12 protein-coding genes are annotated in these 15,908 nt (G+C 47.3%); 6 read left to right on the top strand and 6 right to left on the bottom strand.

Going from position 1 to position 15,908, the window contains the following annotated elements; genetic code table 11:
- Positions 1-38: 38 nt before the first annotated feature.
- The 3 genes from HMPREF9944_RS12215 to HMPREF9944_RS12205 form a co-directional block, all read right to left on the bottom strand.
- Positions 39-1,022, bottom strand: a complete 984-nt coding sequence (locus HMPREF9944_RS12215) for a FecR family protein (protein ID WP_008566660.1) — start codon at positions 1,020-1,022, stop codon at positions 39-41.
- A gap of 48 nt (positions 1,023-1,070) precedes the next feature.
- Positions 1,071-1,667 (bottom strand): RNA polymerase sigma factor, encoded by a 597-nt coding sequence (locus HMPREF9944_RS12210; protein WP_008566659.1) that lies wholly within the window; start codon positions 1,665-1,667, stop codon positions 1,071-1,073.
- A gap of 311 nt (positions 1,668-1,978) precedes the next feature.
- The gene (locus HMPREF9944_RS12205; protein WP_008566658.1) at positions 1,979-3,271 is read right to left on the bottom strand and encodes a hypothetical protein; all 1,293 of its coding nucleotides are present in this window, start codon (positions 3,269-3,271) and stop codon (positions 1,979-1,981) included.
- 647 nt (positions 3,272-3,918) lie between these two features.
- On the opposite strand from HMPREF9944_RS12205, the gene HMPREF9944_RS12200 reads away from it, so the two are divergent.
- The 4 genes from HMPREF9944_RS12200 to HMPREF9944_RS12185 are packed head-to-tail and all read left to right on the top strand — an operon-like array spanning position 3,919 to position 9,009.
- Positions 3,919-4,533, top strand: a complete 615-nt coding sequence (locus tag HMPREF9944_RS12200) for a TetR/AcrR family transcriptional regulator (RefSeq protein ID WP_044113746.1) — start codon at positions 3,919-3,921, stop codon at positions 4,531-4,533.
- Between the two features lie 18 nt (positions 4,534-4,551).
- Positions 4,552-6,912, top strand: a complete 2,361-nt coding sequence (locus HMPREF9944_RS12195; RefSeq protein WP_008566656.1) for an efflux RND transporter permease subunit — start codon at positions 4,552-4,554, stop codon at positions 6,910-6,912.
- 40 nt (positions 6,913-6,952) lie between these two features.
- Positions 6,953-7,729 carry an outer membrane lipoprotein-sorting protein gene (locus HMPREF9944_RS12190; RefSeq protein WP_008566654.1) on the top strand — a complete coding sequence of 259 codons (777 nt, stop codon included), beginning with the start codon at positions 6,953-6,955 and terminating at the stop codon, positions 7,727-7,729.
- Complete coding sequence (locus HMPREF9944_RS12185; RefSeq protein ID WP_044113740.1) at positions 7,726-9,009, top strand: DUF1302 family protein; 1,284 nt, start codon at positions 7,726-7,728, stop codon at positions 9,007-9,009. The genes HMPREF9944_RS12190 and HMPREF9944_RS12185 overlap by 4 nt, the downstream gene beginning before the upstream one ends.
- 76 nt (positions 9,010-9,085) lie before the next feature.
- On the opposite strand, the gene HMPREF9944_RS12180 is transcribed toward HMPREF9944_RS12185, so the two are convergent.
- Positions 9,086-9,646 carry a helix-turn-helix domain-containing protein gene (locus HMPREF9944_RS12180; protein WP_172634007.1) on the bottom strand — a complete coding sequence of 187 codons (561 nt, stop codon included), beginning with the start codon at positions 9,644-9,646 and terminating at the stop codon, positions 9,086-9,088.
- Between the two features lie 314 nt (positions 9,647-9,960).
- Here HMPREF9944_RS12180 and HMPREF9944_RS12175 point away from each other — a divergent pair, with 314 nt between their 5' ends.
- Both HMPREF9944_RS12175 and HMPREF9944_RS12170 read left to right on the top strand, forming a co-directional pair.
- Entirely contained in the window at positions 9,961-12,711 is a 2,751-nt protein-coding gene (locus HMPREF9944_RS12175) for a leucine-rich repeat domain-containing protein (protein ID WP_008566651.1), read from the top strand.
- A 63-nt stretch (positions 12,712-12,774) separates the two neighbouring features.
- Entirely contained in the window at positions 12,775-14,370 is a 1,596-nt protein-coding gene (locus HMPREF9944_RS12170; RefSeq protein WP_008566650.1) for a beta-N-acetylhexosaminidase, read from the top strand.
- Between the two features lie 142 nt (positions 14,371-14,512).
- On the opposite strand, the gene HMPREF9944_RS12165 is transcribed toward HMPREF9944_RS12170, so the two are convergent.
- Together HMPREF9944_RS12165 and HMPREF9944_RS12160 are read right to left on the bottom strand one after the other, a co-directional pair.
- On the bottom strand, positions 14,513-14,875 hold the full coding sequence (locus tag HMPREF9944_RS12165) for a hypothetical protein (RefSeq protein ID WP_008566649.1): 363 nt from the start codon (positions 14,873-14,875) through the stop codon (positions 14,513-14,515).
- A 72-nt stretch (positions 14,876-14,947) separates the two neighbouring features.
- The coding region (locus tag HMPREF9944_RS12160) for a site-specific integrase (protein ID WP_008566648.1) at positions 14,948-15,908 on the bottom strand (961 nt) is incomplete at its 5' end.

Genomic DNA, 15,908 nt, shown 5'->3' with positions numbered 1-15,908 from the left:
GTTTTAGTTCCTATTTCATTACTTTTCAAATAGATATGCTACCGGCAGATAGTGACGCGTTTACCGGAAACAATTGCTTTGCAATGGTAAATTTGTTCCAAGACTTCCAAACTTTCATTCAAATCGGAACTGGAGATTGTTCCTGTAAAGAGATCGGAAAGATTCAAATTAGTCTGTATGCTGATATCTACATCATACGTTTTTTGTATTGTTTTTAAGACATCTCGCAAGCTTACATTTCTGAAAACAAGCTGATGAGACTTCCATGCCGTCACATTATCAAGTTGCTCCCTCATTTCTTCCACGGCAAGATGCCCCGATACCTTGTCCAAAATGCTGCGTTGCCCCGGCCGTAATGTGATCTCTTGTCCCGTTTTTTGTGCACGAAGAATTACGGAACCTTCTATCAAACTAAGATCTGCTGTGGCTTGTTGGGGATAGTTCTTCAGGTTAAACTTTGTGCCTTTAACCGTTATATCCATCCCATCAGCATTAATGTTAAAGGGATGGAGACTATCCTTTCGTACGTCGAAATAGGCCTCACCAATAAAATCAATGTGACGATTGGTTGCACTGAATACATGCGGATGGTAAGTTACTCGACTGAATTCATTCAACTTGATACGTGTACCGTCAGGCAAAGACAAACTTACTTGCTCGCCCTCTTCTGTTGTTACGGTCATCACGTCTTGTGCCAATTGCTGTTGGTGATGATACTGATAACCCAGAGAAATCAACAAAACGGGAATGATGACAGCTGCGGCAATCTGCAACCAATGCCCAATCCGTGTCTTCTTCTGCGACATACCGGTTTCTTGCGGCAATATCCGTTTGCTGACACGCTGCCATACGGCTTTGGCCGAATCTGTGTCAGCCTGTTGAACGGTAACCCCTTGTTCCCAACATTCGTGCATATCGTTTACGAGCTTTTCGTCAGACGTAGTGTTTACCCGTTCCTTCAGTTCATCTAACTCGCTTGACGAGAGATGCAGTTGATGATATTTATTTTCTAATTCATCCATATTGATTATTTATAATATCAGACACATCTATTCATTGGCACATACTTCTTATCGCCATAAATTAACAAACAATAACACGAGAGGAAGGCTGTATCCTGCTTCTTTCAGAAGTTTACGCAAATGTTTCAGTCCCAAAGAGAGTTGGTTGCGAATCGTCTGTTCCTGCATGCCGAGTTGTGCGGCAATGTCGCGTATGCTCATCATTTCGAAACGCGACAATTCTATCACGCTACGTTGTGTGTTGGTGAGCTTCTCCATTTCATGGCGTATGACCTTGAGAAACTCTTGATATTCCAGAACAACCCCTTGGTTGGGAATGGAACTGAAGCTATTCACATAGTTTATATAATCGCAAAACTGCGGACTATTCAATGTGGATCGATAAGCATTGATGATAAGGTGGTGTGTTTTGATGAAGATGATACTCTTGATAGATTGCTCGTTGCGAAGAGTTTCCCTGTGTGTCCATATCCATACGAATGTGTCTTCGGTGATTTCTTCTGCCAACTCACGATTATGGCAGTATTTCATGGCAAAGGCAATCAGTTGGGGTGCGTAATATTCAAAAAGAACGGCAAATGTCTCTTGTGACCCATTGCGCATTGCCGCTATGAGCTCAGGCTCATTATCTGAAGATACTGTCATCTGCTTTTCATTTTTCATACGTAAGTTTCAATCCAAATTCGGAATGTTTCATGTTGTTTTGCAATGGGTAGACATAAGGCTGTCTGGAGTATTGAGCACTATGGTTCCTGCCCATGTATTGCAAATTTACATATTTTTTTGGAACATATATTCTCGTCTTAAAATAATTTTATAATCCATTTCAAAACAATGTGGTAAACAATGTGGGGACCACGCATGAAACCATCGACAAGAGAGCTTTATATACACCTATAAAAAATGAAAGCTCGACATCTTCATGCCGAGCCTTCAAATTATTATCAACAACATACTTATTGCCATGTGAACAATTTCATGTCACCCGGTTCTATGGAATAGGTATGCGGCTTGTTCCAGTCTACACTTTTGATATAAGCATCCTTGTCCACTTCTTTCACGTAGGAGTCGCCCTTTATCTCCAAACTCATCTTTTCGGTGGGACTGTGATTGACAATCATGAGGAAGTTACGGTCGCCTTTCTTCAGATGTGATACGATGGCTCCACCTTCACTTGTTTTGATTGTTGTGAAGTGCTGAGGCAATACTAATGCTTTTGTTCCTAACGGAAGCTTACTCCCAGTGTGCCACACGTCAATCATTTGGGCACCGACGAATACACCCGACAATTTCTTGACTTCCTGATTCAACACTTTCAGTCTGTCGTAGGTAGGACTCTTTGTGCCGTCGAGTTTAATCGGAGCGTTGTAGAAAGTTGTCTCCTTTGGCGTGGTATAGGTATAGTATTGAAGCATCTGTGCTCCATAAGCCAGGCCGCAATAGATTTGCAATCGCATATCTCCATACGTCGGTTCCGGATACTGGCCTTTCTCACTGGGCCAATAATAGGAGGACAGAACGAAAGTCCACAACGGAATGTTCAGTTCTTTGGCCTTGGCTGCAAATATCTCCATGCTCTTATACCACAAGCCGTTGATTCGCCGTTGCGTTTCACCTTTCCTTATATAGATGGGATAGAAGTCAAACGATAGGAATTCGAGTGGCAGCAGACTTGTTGCATCATTGACATACTTTTCAGGCGTATCGCCGATAAAGTCCTTAGGCGAGTCGATGGACAACAGGTTGACATAAAGCAAATTCTTGGTGTCGTAAGTCCTGAATTTCTTCATTTTGTTGGCCACGGTCTGAAGCTCTGCCAGTTTGGGCTCATCTATGATATACCATCCCGCTACGGCAGGGTGATCTTTCAGCGCATTGATGGCCTTTTGAGGGTCCTTGCCCAATTCCGGACAATTGATGAAGCACTTGATACCCACTTCATCGGCTTTATCCAAGGCTTCTTTCACTTGATTTACGCTTCCGTAATAGGTCAGCAAGTCATAGTCGAAGCCGGCAGCTTTCATATCGCTATAGGCTTCTCTGCTCGAATTGGGAGGCAGACCAATCCATGCCAGCATTGGAAACTTAACCTTGGAAGTGAGCTGCATGGGCCCCTGTGGTTTGGGTTTGGGAATCTCCGGCTTTTCTTCCGGTCCATCACCATTACTTTGACAGCAGGTTAGCGCATTGATACCAAGAAAGGTTAGCGACAAAAAGAATGAGGTTACTGTAAATCTTTTAAGGTTCATTGTCGTATTATTTTGGTTAAACAATTAGGCTTCAATCGGAGTCGGCAAAGATAGTATATGCCGATATTCGAAACGTTGAAGAGCTTTCTTCTTTCACGTTTTAAGACATGCTTCTTGAAATGATTATACCTTGAAACATAAAAAAAGCCGCATGAATTATATTTCTTTTAGATTACGCAAGGATATGTAACACTTCTATCACATTCAATTGCCGGGTCAGTCAAACCATTATCGCTCAGGCATATTTTTGCTGTCCGCTTGACCTTATTCACCCTATTCGCTGGGTACCTGTCTACCCAGCTGTTGGGTGCCGTCCTACCCAGCTGCTGGGTAGGGAAGGATATATTCGCTGGGTAGGACGCTACCCTGCAGCTGGGTGCCATGCGACTTATTTGCCGGGTACGGAGACGTATCCTATAGCATGTCCTGACCAAAATACCAAATTATAGGTATTGTATTGTTTTATGGGATTTGGTAACTTTGCTGACGATAAAATAAGAACATGTTTTACATGAAAAGAGATATAGGGCTGCGAGCAGGTTGCCTTTCATATAAAGCGCACTGTCTGGGAATTCAGACAGTGCGCTTTTTTTATGAACATAATCAAACGTTGTTCTCTTTTCGTTCACCTTATTATATATATGACCATGCAAGTGAAGAAAGATGATGTGCGGAGCCGGATTATCGCTGTGGCTCACGATGAGTTCATACGCAACGGAGTGAAGAAAACTTCAATGCGAACCATTGCCAAACGATCGGGCGTGGCATTGGGAAACATCTATAAATATTTTGAAAGCAAAGACAAGATACTTTGTGCAGTGCTGGCTCCGTTGCTTCATACGCTCGACGAGTATCTGCAGTTTCACAATCGAACAGATCATCTGACAATTGATTTCCTTTCGATGGAACAGATGCAGGCAGAAATGATGAACAGGCTTTTAACCTTGGTCAGGCAATTCAGACCCGAGCTGAAGTTGCTTTTCTTCAGCACCGAGGGCACGTCGCTGGACTGCTATCGCGACCGCTTTACCGAACAACAAAAGCAATTGGGCATGGAATACCTGCAGATGCTGAAACAGAAATTCCCCCGATTGAATACCGAAGTATCGCCGTTTCTGATGCACGTCGTCTGTTCAATGTGGTCGATGATCCTTTCGGAAATCGTTCAATACGAAGAACTCGGAGAGGAAGACATCAGACAGTTCTTTGCCGAATACTTCGAGTTCTCAACCGCTGGCTGGCAGAAATTACTGAAAGTGTAACTCTTAAATTATATAACAATGAGAATAGAAAGCGTAAACAGAAGTTTCAAACGCACCGCCCTATGGGTGCTCCGCCACAGGTGGCTGGTGCTGGTAGCCTTTGCAGTATTGATGGGCCTATCGGTCGTAGGCACTAAGCGTGTCGTGATGAAGACCTCGTTCGATGATTACTTTCTCGAAGACGACCCCGTGCTGGTTAAGACCAACGAGTTTAAATCCATCTTCGGCAACGATTATTATGCGGCCGTGCTTGTGGAGAACAAAGACATCTTCTCGCATCGCAGCCTTTCGCTCATCCGAGAGCTAAGCAACGAACTGCTCGACAGCCTTTCGTATGCCGAAAAGATAACTTCGCTCACCGATTTAGAGTTTACCGTGGGCAACGATGAGGGGTTGGCCATCGAGCAAATAGTACCCGACGAGATACCCACCAATGCCGATTCGTTGGCCGCCATTAGGCAACGGGCGTTCAGCAAGCCCCATTTGGCTCGTAAGTTGGTGTCGAAAGACGGCACGATAACGTGGATAGTGGTGAAGCTACGAACTTTTCCGCCCGAACAGGAATGGAAAAAGACCAGCAATACCTCGCCCGACATACTCACGGGAAAGGAACTGGCGCACATCATCAGCAAGCCCAAATATCGGGAATTGTCGCCCAACGCCTCGGGCATGCCTTATCTCACCCACGAAAAGGTAACCTTCTTGCAGGGCGAAATGGGCCGTTTGATGCTCTTTGCCTTCATTGCCTCCATCTTAATTATGCTTTTCGTAACCCGCTCGTTCCGCGGTGTGGTTGCGCCGTTGCTCACATCTGTGGTCGGCATCTTGTTGGGTTATGGTGTCATTGGCTGGACGGGCATCTACGTAGACCAGCCCACCGTGATGATAGCCGTCATACTGGCATTCGCTTGTTCGATAGCATATAACATCCACCTTTACAACTTCTTCAAAACCCGATTTGTGCAAACGGGGCGTCGGCGCACGTCTGTTGTCGAGGCCGTAAGCTCAACCGGCTGGGGCGTGTTGCTCTCCGGGCTTACCACCATCGCGGCAATGGCAACCTTCTTGGCCATGAAGATTGTGCCCATGCAGGCCATAGGGCTTAACACCTCGCTCTGTTTGCTGGGTGTTTTGGGCACTTGCCTCTTCATTACGCCTGTGTTGCTGTCGTTCGGACGTAACCGAAAGCCACACCCGCACATGAATCACAGCATAGAAGGGCGTGCAGGAACGCTCTTCGAACGGCTTGGAAACTTCGTCATTCGCCGCCATCGTGCTGTCGTCATCGTGTCGGTTGTGTTCACGGCGTTTTGTGCTGTCGGCTTGTTCAGCATCGAACCGGCCTTCGATGTAGAACGCACCATGGGCCGAAAGGTGCCTTATGTGGCTCGTTTCCTCGACCTTTGCCAAACCGAATTGGGCAGTATGTACTCGTACGACGTGATGATTGTGCTGCCCAAAGCCGGCGATGCCAAACTACCGAGCAACCTGGAAAAGCTCGACAAACTAAGCCGCATTGCCCAAACCTACAAGCTAACCAAACGCCACAACTCCATTCTCGACATCATAAAGGACATGAACTGCACGCTCAATGCCAACAAAGACTCGGCCTATGCCATACCGCACGACCCCAACATGGTGGCTCAGCTGTTGTTGCTTTACGAGAACGCAGGCGGAACCGAGGCCGAATATTGGATGGATTACGACTATAAGCGGCTGCGTTTGCAGATAGAACTCAACTCGTATAACTCGAACGAGGCCGAGAAAGAAATGCAACTGATAGAGCAGGAGGCACAAAAGCTGTTCCCCAATGCCCATGTGTCGGCTGTGGGAAACATCCCCCAGTTCACCGCCATGCAGCAATATGTGGAGCGCGGACAAATGTGGTCAATGTTGCTTTCGGTGCTTGTCATTGGCGTTATCCTTGTTCTTGTCTTCGGCAATTGGAAGGTAGGGCTCATTGGCATGATACCTAACATTGCCCCGGCCATCATCGTGGGGGGCATGATGGGCTGGTTAGACTATCCCTTAGACATGATGACGGCATCGCTTATCCCCATGGTGTTGGGTATTGCCGTAGACGATACCATCCATTTCATCAATCATGGGCACCTGGCCTACAACCGTTATGGCGACTACGACCTGGCCATCAAACGCACCTTCCGCACCGAAGGCCTGGCCATCGTGATGTCTACGTTGATCATCTCCGTCGCTTTTGCCGGCTTTACGGTGTCTAACGCCCTGCAATTGCGCAACTGGGGCATACTGGCCATTGCCGGAATGGTTTCTGCCTTGTTGGCCGACCTCTTCATTACGCCCATCTTGTTTAAGTATTTACACATCTTCGGCAAAGCCCAAAACGGCAAGGCCAACCCTTGACACATAGCAACTTAGTATTAATCAAATAAATATCATAGCAATGAAAACAATATTTTTAAGTGCAATCCTTTTGGCGTGTTCAGCCATTTCGGCGTCTGCTGCCGGCCTAATGGGGCGAGACGTGATGCTCAAAGTGAAGAACCGGCCCGACGGAGACACCCGTTATGCCGCACTGACGATGACTTTGATACAGAAAAACGGCAATCGCCGCGAACGCAAACTCGTTTCGTGGGCTATGGATGTGGGTAAAGACAGCAAGCGGGTGATGTTCTTTACCTACCCGGGCGACGTGAAAGGCACAGGCTTTCTTACCTGGGACTATGACAATGCCAAACGCGAAGACGACCGTTGGCTGTACCTGCCCGCCATGAAAAAAACAAGGCGCATCAGCGGGAAGTCGTCGAAAACCGACTATTTCATGGGTAGCGACTTTACATACGACGACATGAGCAGCCGCAACGTGGACGAAGAAACCCACACCTTGCTGCGCGAAGAAATGCTCGGAGGACAGAAATGCTGGGTGGTGCAGTCGGTTCCCAACGACAAACACGGGATATATTCCAAACGCATCACCTGGATAAGGCAAGACTGCGCGGTGGTGGTTAAGGCCGAATATTACGATAAGCTCGACAAGTTGCACCGCAGTCTTGTGGTAAGCAACGTCTCGAAGGTGCAAGGTTTTTGGGTGATGGGGCGCATGGAGATGAGCAATGTGCAGACAGGACACAAAACCATCCTCCAAATGAGCGACCAAAAGTTCGACCTGAAGATAGATGCGGCGCTGTTTACTGTTGCTAGATTAGAAAAGGGAATATGAAAACGGCAAGGCTTATGCTCCTGCTCCTGCTTGCGCTGGCGGTGTCGGCGCAGGCGGGGGCGCAGGATGAAGACACGGCAACCGATACGTTGCTGGTGGACGAAATGCCTGCTGATGAGCTGCAAGTGCAGGTAAAGGGCTTTCTCGACACCTATCATGCCGCCCGAACCGAAGGCAAAGGTGAGTGGCTGGCCTCGCGAACAAGGGCGCGTGGAGAACTGACGTTGGAGAAAGGCGGCGCAAGGCTGTTCGTCTCGATGAACGCCATCTACAACGCCTTGCTGAAAGAACAAACGGGCATTACGCTGCGCGAGGCCTACCTATCGTATGCAAACGCCCATGTAGACCTGCGTGCCGGGCGGCAGATTATTATCTGGGGCGTGGCGGATGCCTTACGGCTTACCGACCAAATATCGCCAATGGATTATACGGAGTTCCTCGCACAAGACTACGACGACATCCGAACGCCCGTTAATGCCTTTCGGCTGAGGCTCGTTAGGCAGGCATCTAATGTAGAGTTGGTTTGCATCCCCGTGAGCGATTTCTTCATCCTGCCCACCGATGAGCGTAATCCCTGGGCCGTGCGCATCGATACACCGATACCCTACACGTTCGACTTGGACAGCCGAAAGCCCCAAACGCGGTTGCGCAACGTGGAGTTCGGCGGAAGGCTTTCGGTAAATCTTAGTGGCATAGACTTCTCTTTCTGCGGCTTACACACCTGGAATAAGATGCCCGCTTTCAGTTATGCCGTAGACCCCGCGGGTGCATCTATGACGGTTGTTGGCCACTATCGCCGCCTAACGATGCTCGGTGCCGACGTCTCGTTTCCCGTTGGCAGGTTTGTGGTTCGTGGCGAATTGGCCGCCAACTTAAACGAAGCGCAGAATGCAGAATTTGGCAGTGAGGTGCAAGGGCGCAATGTGCTGAATGCGCTGTTGGGTGTAGATTGGTATGCTGGTAACGACTGGATGCTCAGTGCGCAATATGCGCATAAGCACGTAGGCGGTAGTCTTGCGGAGCTTTCAGTTCTTCGCAATACGGGCGTTGCAACAGTGAGGGTTTCCAAAGAGCTGTTTCGCAACACGCTAGCCCTGTCTTCCTTTGCCTACATAGACGTGTCGCATGGGGGCGTATTCAATCGCCTTTCATGCAAATACGACCTCAACGACCAAATTAGTCTTACCGCTGGGTATGACTATTTTCATGCCGATGCAGGCATGTTTGCGATGTATTCGCGAAATTCGGAAACGTGGGTGAAACTGCGGTATGGATTCTGACGATGCAGAATGCGCGGTTTCTATATGGAGGGTATATCACTGGTGATGCATCCTCTTATGCTTGTTTGAAAGACTGTCACACGCTTACGTAGTTGATGGAGCCGGTTTCGTCCAGCCGATAGGAGAAGGCCGTGGTACCCGTTCTCTGTTTGAAAAACTTGCATAAGGAACTTGTCGAAGCGAAGCAAAAATCATCAGCAAGTTCTTTCAACGGCCTGTCGTCGAAACGCAATGCGGCTTGAATCCTCGCAGTCAACGTTCGAGCTATCCATTCTTTGGCGGCATTGCCTGTTTCCTTTTTCACCACCATGCTTAGATGGTGGGCTGAAACGCACAGCCTGCCAGCATAGTAATTCACTGTATGTTCGTCCTTGACATGCTCGTTCACAAGGCGTACGAAGTTCTCTGCCAGTTTCCTGTTGCTGCTTTTGTAGCCGTTCACCGCAGCAATTTCATCTACGCATACTGACTGCATGGCATCGTCAAACGTGTGCTCGTGTAGTTCTCCTTCCAACGAATGGAGATAATTGTTTAATGTTCTGATTTGATTGTTCAGGCTTATGAAGGCTGCCATTGCCGTGCTCATATTCAGATAAATATGTTCCATGCGGATAGATCCGAATTGTTGTTTTTTCATAAAAGACATTACTTTAGCATTTTGGTATCATTGCAAGGGTTTTACTTATTAAGATGGTATTTTCGTGAATACATAATCCAAATGGGGCGCAAAACTTATTTTCTTAAGTCACTTTAACACAAAAGCTCTCCCTTCATCAAGAAAAACATTCGTTTTGGACAATAGAAGATAAGATTTGGATAATTAAATCCAAGAAAAGGAACACTTTTCAAGCAATTTGGAGAACGGCATATTGCAAGAGATTGCATAATTTTGCCACACCTTTTGATGTTTTCATCAACATAATTCGAATGTATTAATTAAGGAGTAAGCACATGATGAACAAGAAGTTTGGAATTGGTTTGTTGCTGTCGTCGTTTATTTCAGCAATAACCGTGTCGGCCCAAACCGTTGGGGCAACTTTCACTTCGGATGGAACAACCTACAAAATTACGGTACGAAACATTACGACCCATGCCAACGAAGTCGCCATTTGTGAAATCACAGGCAACGGCGTGGTTACGATACCCTCGACCGTCAGGAATACTGCCGACAACGAAGATTACAGCGTTACCGCCACTGACGGCATCAGCACCAAAGTGAGCAAGGAGATTACGCAACTCATCCTGCCTGCATCGCTGAAAAGAATCAAGTTTCAGTCGTTCTATCAGACCAAATCCAGTGGTGATGTCAAACTCACCAGCGTGACGATACCTGCCGGATGCACGAAGATAGAGCAAATGTGCTTTGTAGGGCCTGTAAAGCTGACCTCTTTCACGGTGGAAGCAGGCAATAAGAACTACAAGAGTGTAGAGGGTGTTATCTTCTCGAAAGACGGCAAGCATTTGATAGTCTATCCTGCAGCCAAAGCCGGAAAATATACCGTTCCCGAAGGGACCAAATATATTGATGCATTCGCGTTCTTTGCTGCGCAGAAACTGACCGCTATTCATATTGCCTCATCCGTCGAAACAATTGGTGACAAGGCCTTCCGCTATGCCAATGCAAAAAAAGTGACTTTCGCCCCTAATGCATCTTTGAAGTCCATCGGTATTCATTCCTTTGCAGAATCGCAACTTACGGGGAGTATCATACTGCCCGCCTCGCTCCAATCCACTGCACAATGTGCTTTCTTCATGATACCTCACCTCACGGAAATACACATCGCCAATGGCTCACACTTGAAGACCATTGCCAACAGTTCTTTCAGTACCAATGCAAATCTGAAGGTTTTCAAGTTCGATGGCAGTAGTATATTAGAAACGATTGGCGACCTCTCGTTTAGAAACAATCCCAAGCTCACCGCGTTCGAAGTGCCGGCTTCGGTCACAGCCATCCATACAAATGTGTTTCAAAATACCCCGTTGTTGGAATGTGTCACGTTCCAAGAGAAAGCTTCTATCACGAAGATTCTTTCCAAATCATTCGCCAACAGTGGTATCAAATACATTGCTCTGCCAGCTTCGGTAACCACGATTGAGACCTTAGCGTTTGACAATTGTGCCAACTTGCAAGCCGTAGCTATCCCCTCTTCGTTGAAAAGAATTGATATGGGTGCTTTCAAACATTGCGAGAAGCTGACTGAGTTTCAAGTAGATGCCGGTCATACACAATTTTCATCGTTCGACGGAATGCTTTGCAACAAGGATAGAACAACACTCTTTCTCTTCCCTGCCGGTAGGGCAAATGCCAAGCAAACCATTCTCCCTCCAGTCTATAAGATAGCTAGCTATGCTTTTTACGGTTGCGAAAACTTGACCAATTTGACGTTCCCTGCTACCATCAACAACATCGAAGACAAAGCTTTTACACTCTGTCCCAACTTGAAGTCTGTGAGTTTCATAGCCTCCTCTCAGTTGCCGACATTGACTGCAGTCCAATTCTTTCAATCAGCCCAACCGAAAGATATCACAATCTATACACGAAAAGCATGGTATGACAATACTGAAAATAACGCGACAATCATACAATACTACGAGCTTTTCAAGGCGGTTCATCCGTCTTTCATTGTTACAGAAGGCTACGACTGCGGCGTAGAATACCTACCTTTGTCAGCTACTTGTACCGGTGTTGTTGGCTGGAATGACAAACATACGTCCATCGTTCTCAATCAGTCGGTCACAGAAGAAGCTTCATCGGATGCCGACCGCTTTGGAAAGACCTTCCCAAAAGTGGCTTATGAAACAACGTCCATGCTGGACCATGCCTTTGAAAAAGCAACACACTTGAAAGCTATTGTCGTTCTCGCCGACATAAACTATATGGGAAAGAGAGCCTTCAACGCGGCATCTGTCAGAGACATATATCTGTTGGGTGACATGCCGGTCAAACATGGTGCTATGACAAGCGTCTTTGCTGCTGGCCAAAACATCTATGTCAAGGAGAGCAAAGTCTCGGCCTATAAGGAATTATGGGAAGTCGAAACAAACACGCTGAACATCACTTCTAAGATTCCCCTGAACAGGGAACACACGATCGACGTGGTCTGCTATCCGTTCGACGTGACATTTCCTGCCGACGAAAATAAGGGTAGCAAGCCATGGATGTTGGCCGACTTCACAAAAGCTAATGCGCCGGACAATCCGTCAGTTCATGCGATTGCCATCACCAATGATTATGTTCCAGCCTTTGTAGGTGTGCTAACACGTGTTCCAAATATGGGGGTTACGGACTCCTACTGCCAAATAGATGAAACCCAAGCACATGACAAAACAGTCATCGAAAGCTTGGGCTACGCTGCTACGCAGGATAATCGATTAATCGGTGTCGTGGAAGATACGGCTGTCGGGACTGAGACGGGCCATCGCCATTATGTCTTCAATGCCACCCAAGGTAAGTTTATGCTGGCCGAAACCAAAAGTCAGATTCCGTTCTTCACAGGTTATCTGCAAATGAAAGTACAGACAAGTGGCGCCACAGCATTGGCTCTTACATTCAAAGGTATCGAGACGGGCATTACAAAAGTCCTTGGCAGAAATGGGAAGAGTGACGAAAATGCACCCTACTATAACCTCAACGGCCTGCGTGTGAGCCATCCGTCACACGGCATCTATATCCAAAATGGGAAAAAGTTAATTATCAAATAAATATCGCATACAGAACACTGTGATTCTAAAAGGTTGCTTTTAGGTTGTAAAAAACGAGAAGATATGAGAAATCTCCTACTGAGTACGCTTCTATGGCTGTCTGTATTAACCGTTACGGCACAAAACGGGGTTTGGCTGTCTGTGCCACGCCCACAGAAAATCAATCTGTTGAAAGGTAATCCCTTTGTCATCGACCAAACAACCACCATCAGAGTGGCTGCAAACGACAGCAACATGGAGCGCAACGCCCGCTTCTTGCTGCAAGATATCAGCCAACTCACAGGACTACGGCTCAAGACATGTGCGGCCATGAAATTGCGCCAAATCGTGCTTTCGATTGATAAGAATATCGGCCATCCCGAAGGTTATACCATCATGGCCGACAGCCGCTGCCTAACCATCGCCGGAAGTACGCCCGAAGCAGTATTCCATGGCGTGCAGCGATTGGTAAAAGCACTGCCTGTCAAGACCGGCATCAAGTCGGTTTCGCTGCCTGCCGTCAGTATCGACGATTATCCCCGCTTTGCCTATCGTGGCTTTTTGCTCGATGTGGGGCGCCACTTCTTCACCGTCGATGATGTGAAACGCATCATTGATATCTTGGCACTACATCAGGTTAATTACCTCCATTGGCACCTGACTGAAGACCAAGGATGGCGTATCGAAATCAAGAAATATCCGCTATTGACGCAAATCGGGGCACGACGTGACAGTACTCTTTCGATACCCTACACCCAAATTTACGACCATGAACCCGTCACGGGCTATTACACGCAACAGGAAGCCCACGACATCGTGAAGTATGCAGCCGACCGTTATATCACTGTTATTCCCGAGATCGACCTCCCGGGCCACATGTTGGCGGCCTTGGCTTCTTATCCCGAACTGGGATGCACGGGCGGTCCCTACAGCGTGCCGGCAAGGTTTGGTGTGTTCGAAGATGTACTTTGCGGCGGCAATCCCCGTGCCTTACAGTTTGCAAAGGACGTATTAACCGAAGTTATGGACATATTTCCCTCGCCCTACATCCACATCGGGGGCGACGAGTGTCCCAAGACACGCTGGAAAGACTGTCCCAAATGTCAGGCCCGCATCAAGGAACTGGGGCTGACCGACAATCCGGGCCACACAAAGGAGAACCAACTTCAAACCGCGTTCATGGCCGATGTAGAGCAAGTCATCAAGGAACGGGGCCGCAAGATGATGGGCTGGGAGGAGATATTGGATGGTACTCCCGAGAAAACCAACATCGTGATGGCATGGACCGGCTACATGTCGGCTTTACGATCGGCGCAGGAAGGCTTCCCCACTATCATCTGCCCCATGCAGAACTTCTATTTCAGCAACCGCGGCTACAACCTACTGAAGGGTCGCGATGGCATTCAACGAGTCTATGATGTTGAGCCTGTCGCCCCCGCACTGAAGCCCGACAAGCAGCGCAACATCATTGGTGTGGAGGCTTGCGTGTGGACAGAATGGGTGAAAGACATGGCCACTGTCGAGTGGCAGATGTTACCGAAGATTGCAGCTGTGAGCGAAGTGGGTTGGTCCGACAAGTATAATAAAGACTTCGATGCTTTCATGCGCAGGCTGTCTCGCCTTCGTCCGCTCTACGACTTACGCCAATACCGCTACCGGACCGACTACTTCGAGCCATGAAATGTTAATTGAATATCGTGTCAAGTCTTTGGAAGATTTACTTGCTCATCATCTACAAATTACATGAAGGGTGTCTATTACACCTTAATTCTCAGTTTTTCTTGAATAGCGTATTCGAATAGTGTTTTGTATCTCTGTCTGTTCAGCATTCCAATCCGCTACCAATGCTAATTATGAGAGAGGCAGCCTGTTTGTTATCCCTCGTTATCCGTTGTATTATCCATCTGCGAAACTTTGCCGCAAATCCCGTATGAAGATAAAAGGAAATGGCGATGATGGCCTCCAAGGAATAGACCTCGGCAGCATGACTGTTTTCAAGAGGCATATATCTCGTGCTGTGGCAGGCCGGTATCGCACCATCTTTCAGCATGCGATTGATGGCTGCCCGTATCTCACCCTGCGTGGCGTAGAAGAGTTCCGCCAGTTCCCACTCGCTCATCCAAATGTCGGAACCGGTGATGCAAAATTCATTCTCTTTCAAATAAATGATGTCTCGTTGTCTCATCGTTCGTTCCTCCTTTTATATATATATTGTTTGGATGTTGTCATAATAAAAGCATTTTTATTTTTCGTACTATTACGTAAAATCCTCAGAGGTGACAAACTCACCAATATCAGCAAGTTTTTCAGATAGTACATTCATTTCCTTGTTCAGTTTCTCGTTGGTAATCTTGGCGTATATCTGTGTGCTGGAGATACATTTGTGCCCCAATACGCTGCTGACGGACTCGATAGGCATGCCGTTGGAAAGACATACCACCGTTGCCATCGTATGGCGCGCCATGTGCCAAGTAATGTGTTTGTAGATGCAGCATTTCTTCATGACGGTACGTAGTATCATTTTGCAGGAATTATAGGACGGAACGGGAAAGACACGCCCGTCGTCGCATAGGCCTTTATATTTCTTCATGATTTGAAGAGGAATGTCGAGCAGGCGGACGTTTGTTTCCACACCTGTCTTCTGTCGATGGATATGTATCCACACGCTGCCGTCGAGCGGGTTGGACACGATGTTTTCCTCCCGAAGGTTCTTCAGGTCTATGTAAGCCAATCCCGTGAAAGCGCAGAAGAGGAACAGATCGCGGATGAATGTTCGCTTGAAGTTCATCTTCGGGGCGTTGATAAGCTGTCCGAGTTCCTCCTTGGTAAGGAATCCTTTTTCCGTTTCCTCTTTCGGCACACTGCAGTCTGGGAATGGATAATGCATCAGCCAGCCGTTTTCTACCGCCCTGTGCAGTAGCATGCGGACGGGACAGGAATATACCCAGACAGAGTTGCAATGCAGGTGTTTTTCTGCAAGCAGGTAAGTCTCAAAATCGGTGATGAATGTTGGTTGAATTTCTTTCAATGCAATGTCACTCACATGATAGCGTGATTGCAGGAAGTTCTTTAGGTGACTGTATACGGCATGGTATTTCGTCAAAGTGCTTTTTGCTTTCATGCCACAGTCGACTTTCTTGGCATAATCTTCCATGAAGTGGTCATAAATCTTTATGAGCGTCTGGCAGCGGTATTCCAAACCAAGGAAAGCATTCCTG

The organism is Segatella maculosa OT 289 (genome assembly GCF_000243015.1).
In the GTDB taxonomy this organism is placed as follows: Bacteria; Bacteroidota; Bacteroidia; order Bacteroidales; family Bacteroidaceae; genus Prevotella; species Prevotella maculosa.
The sequence above is the reverse complement of the archived record's forward strand: the minus strand, read 5'-3'. Positions and strand labels throughout refer to the sequence as shown.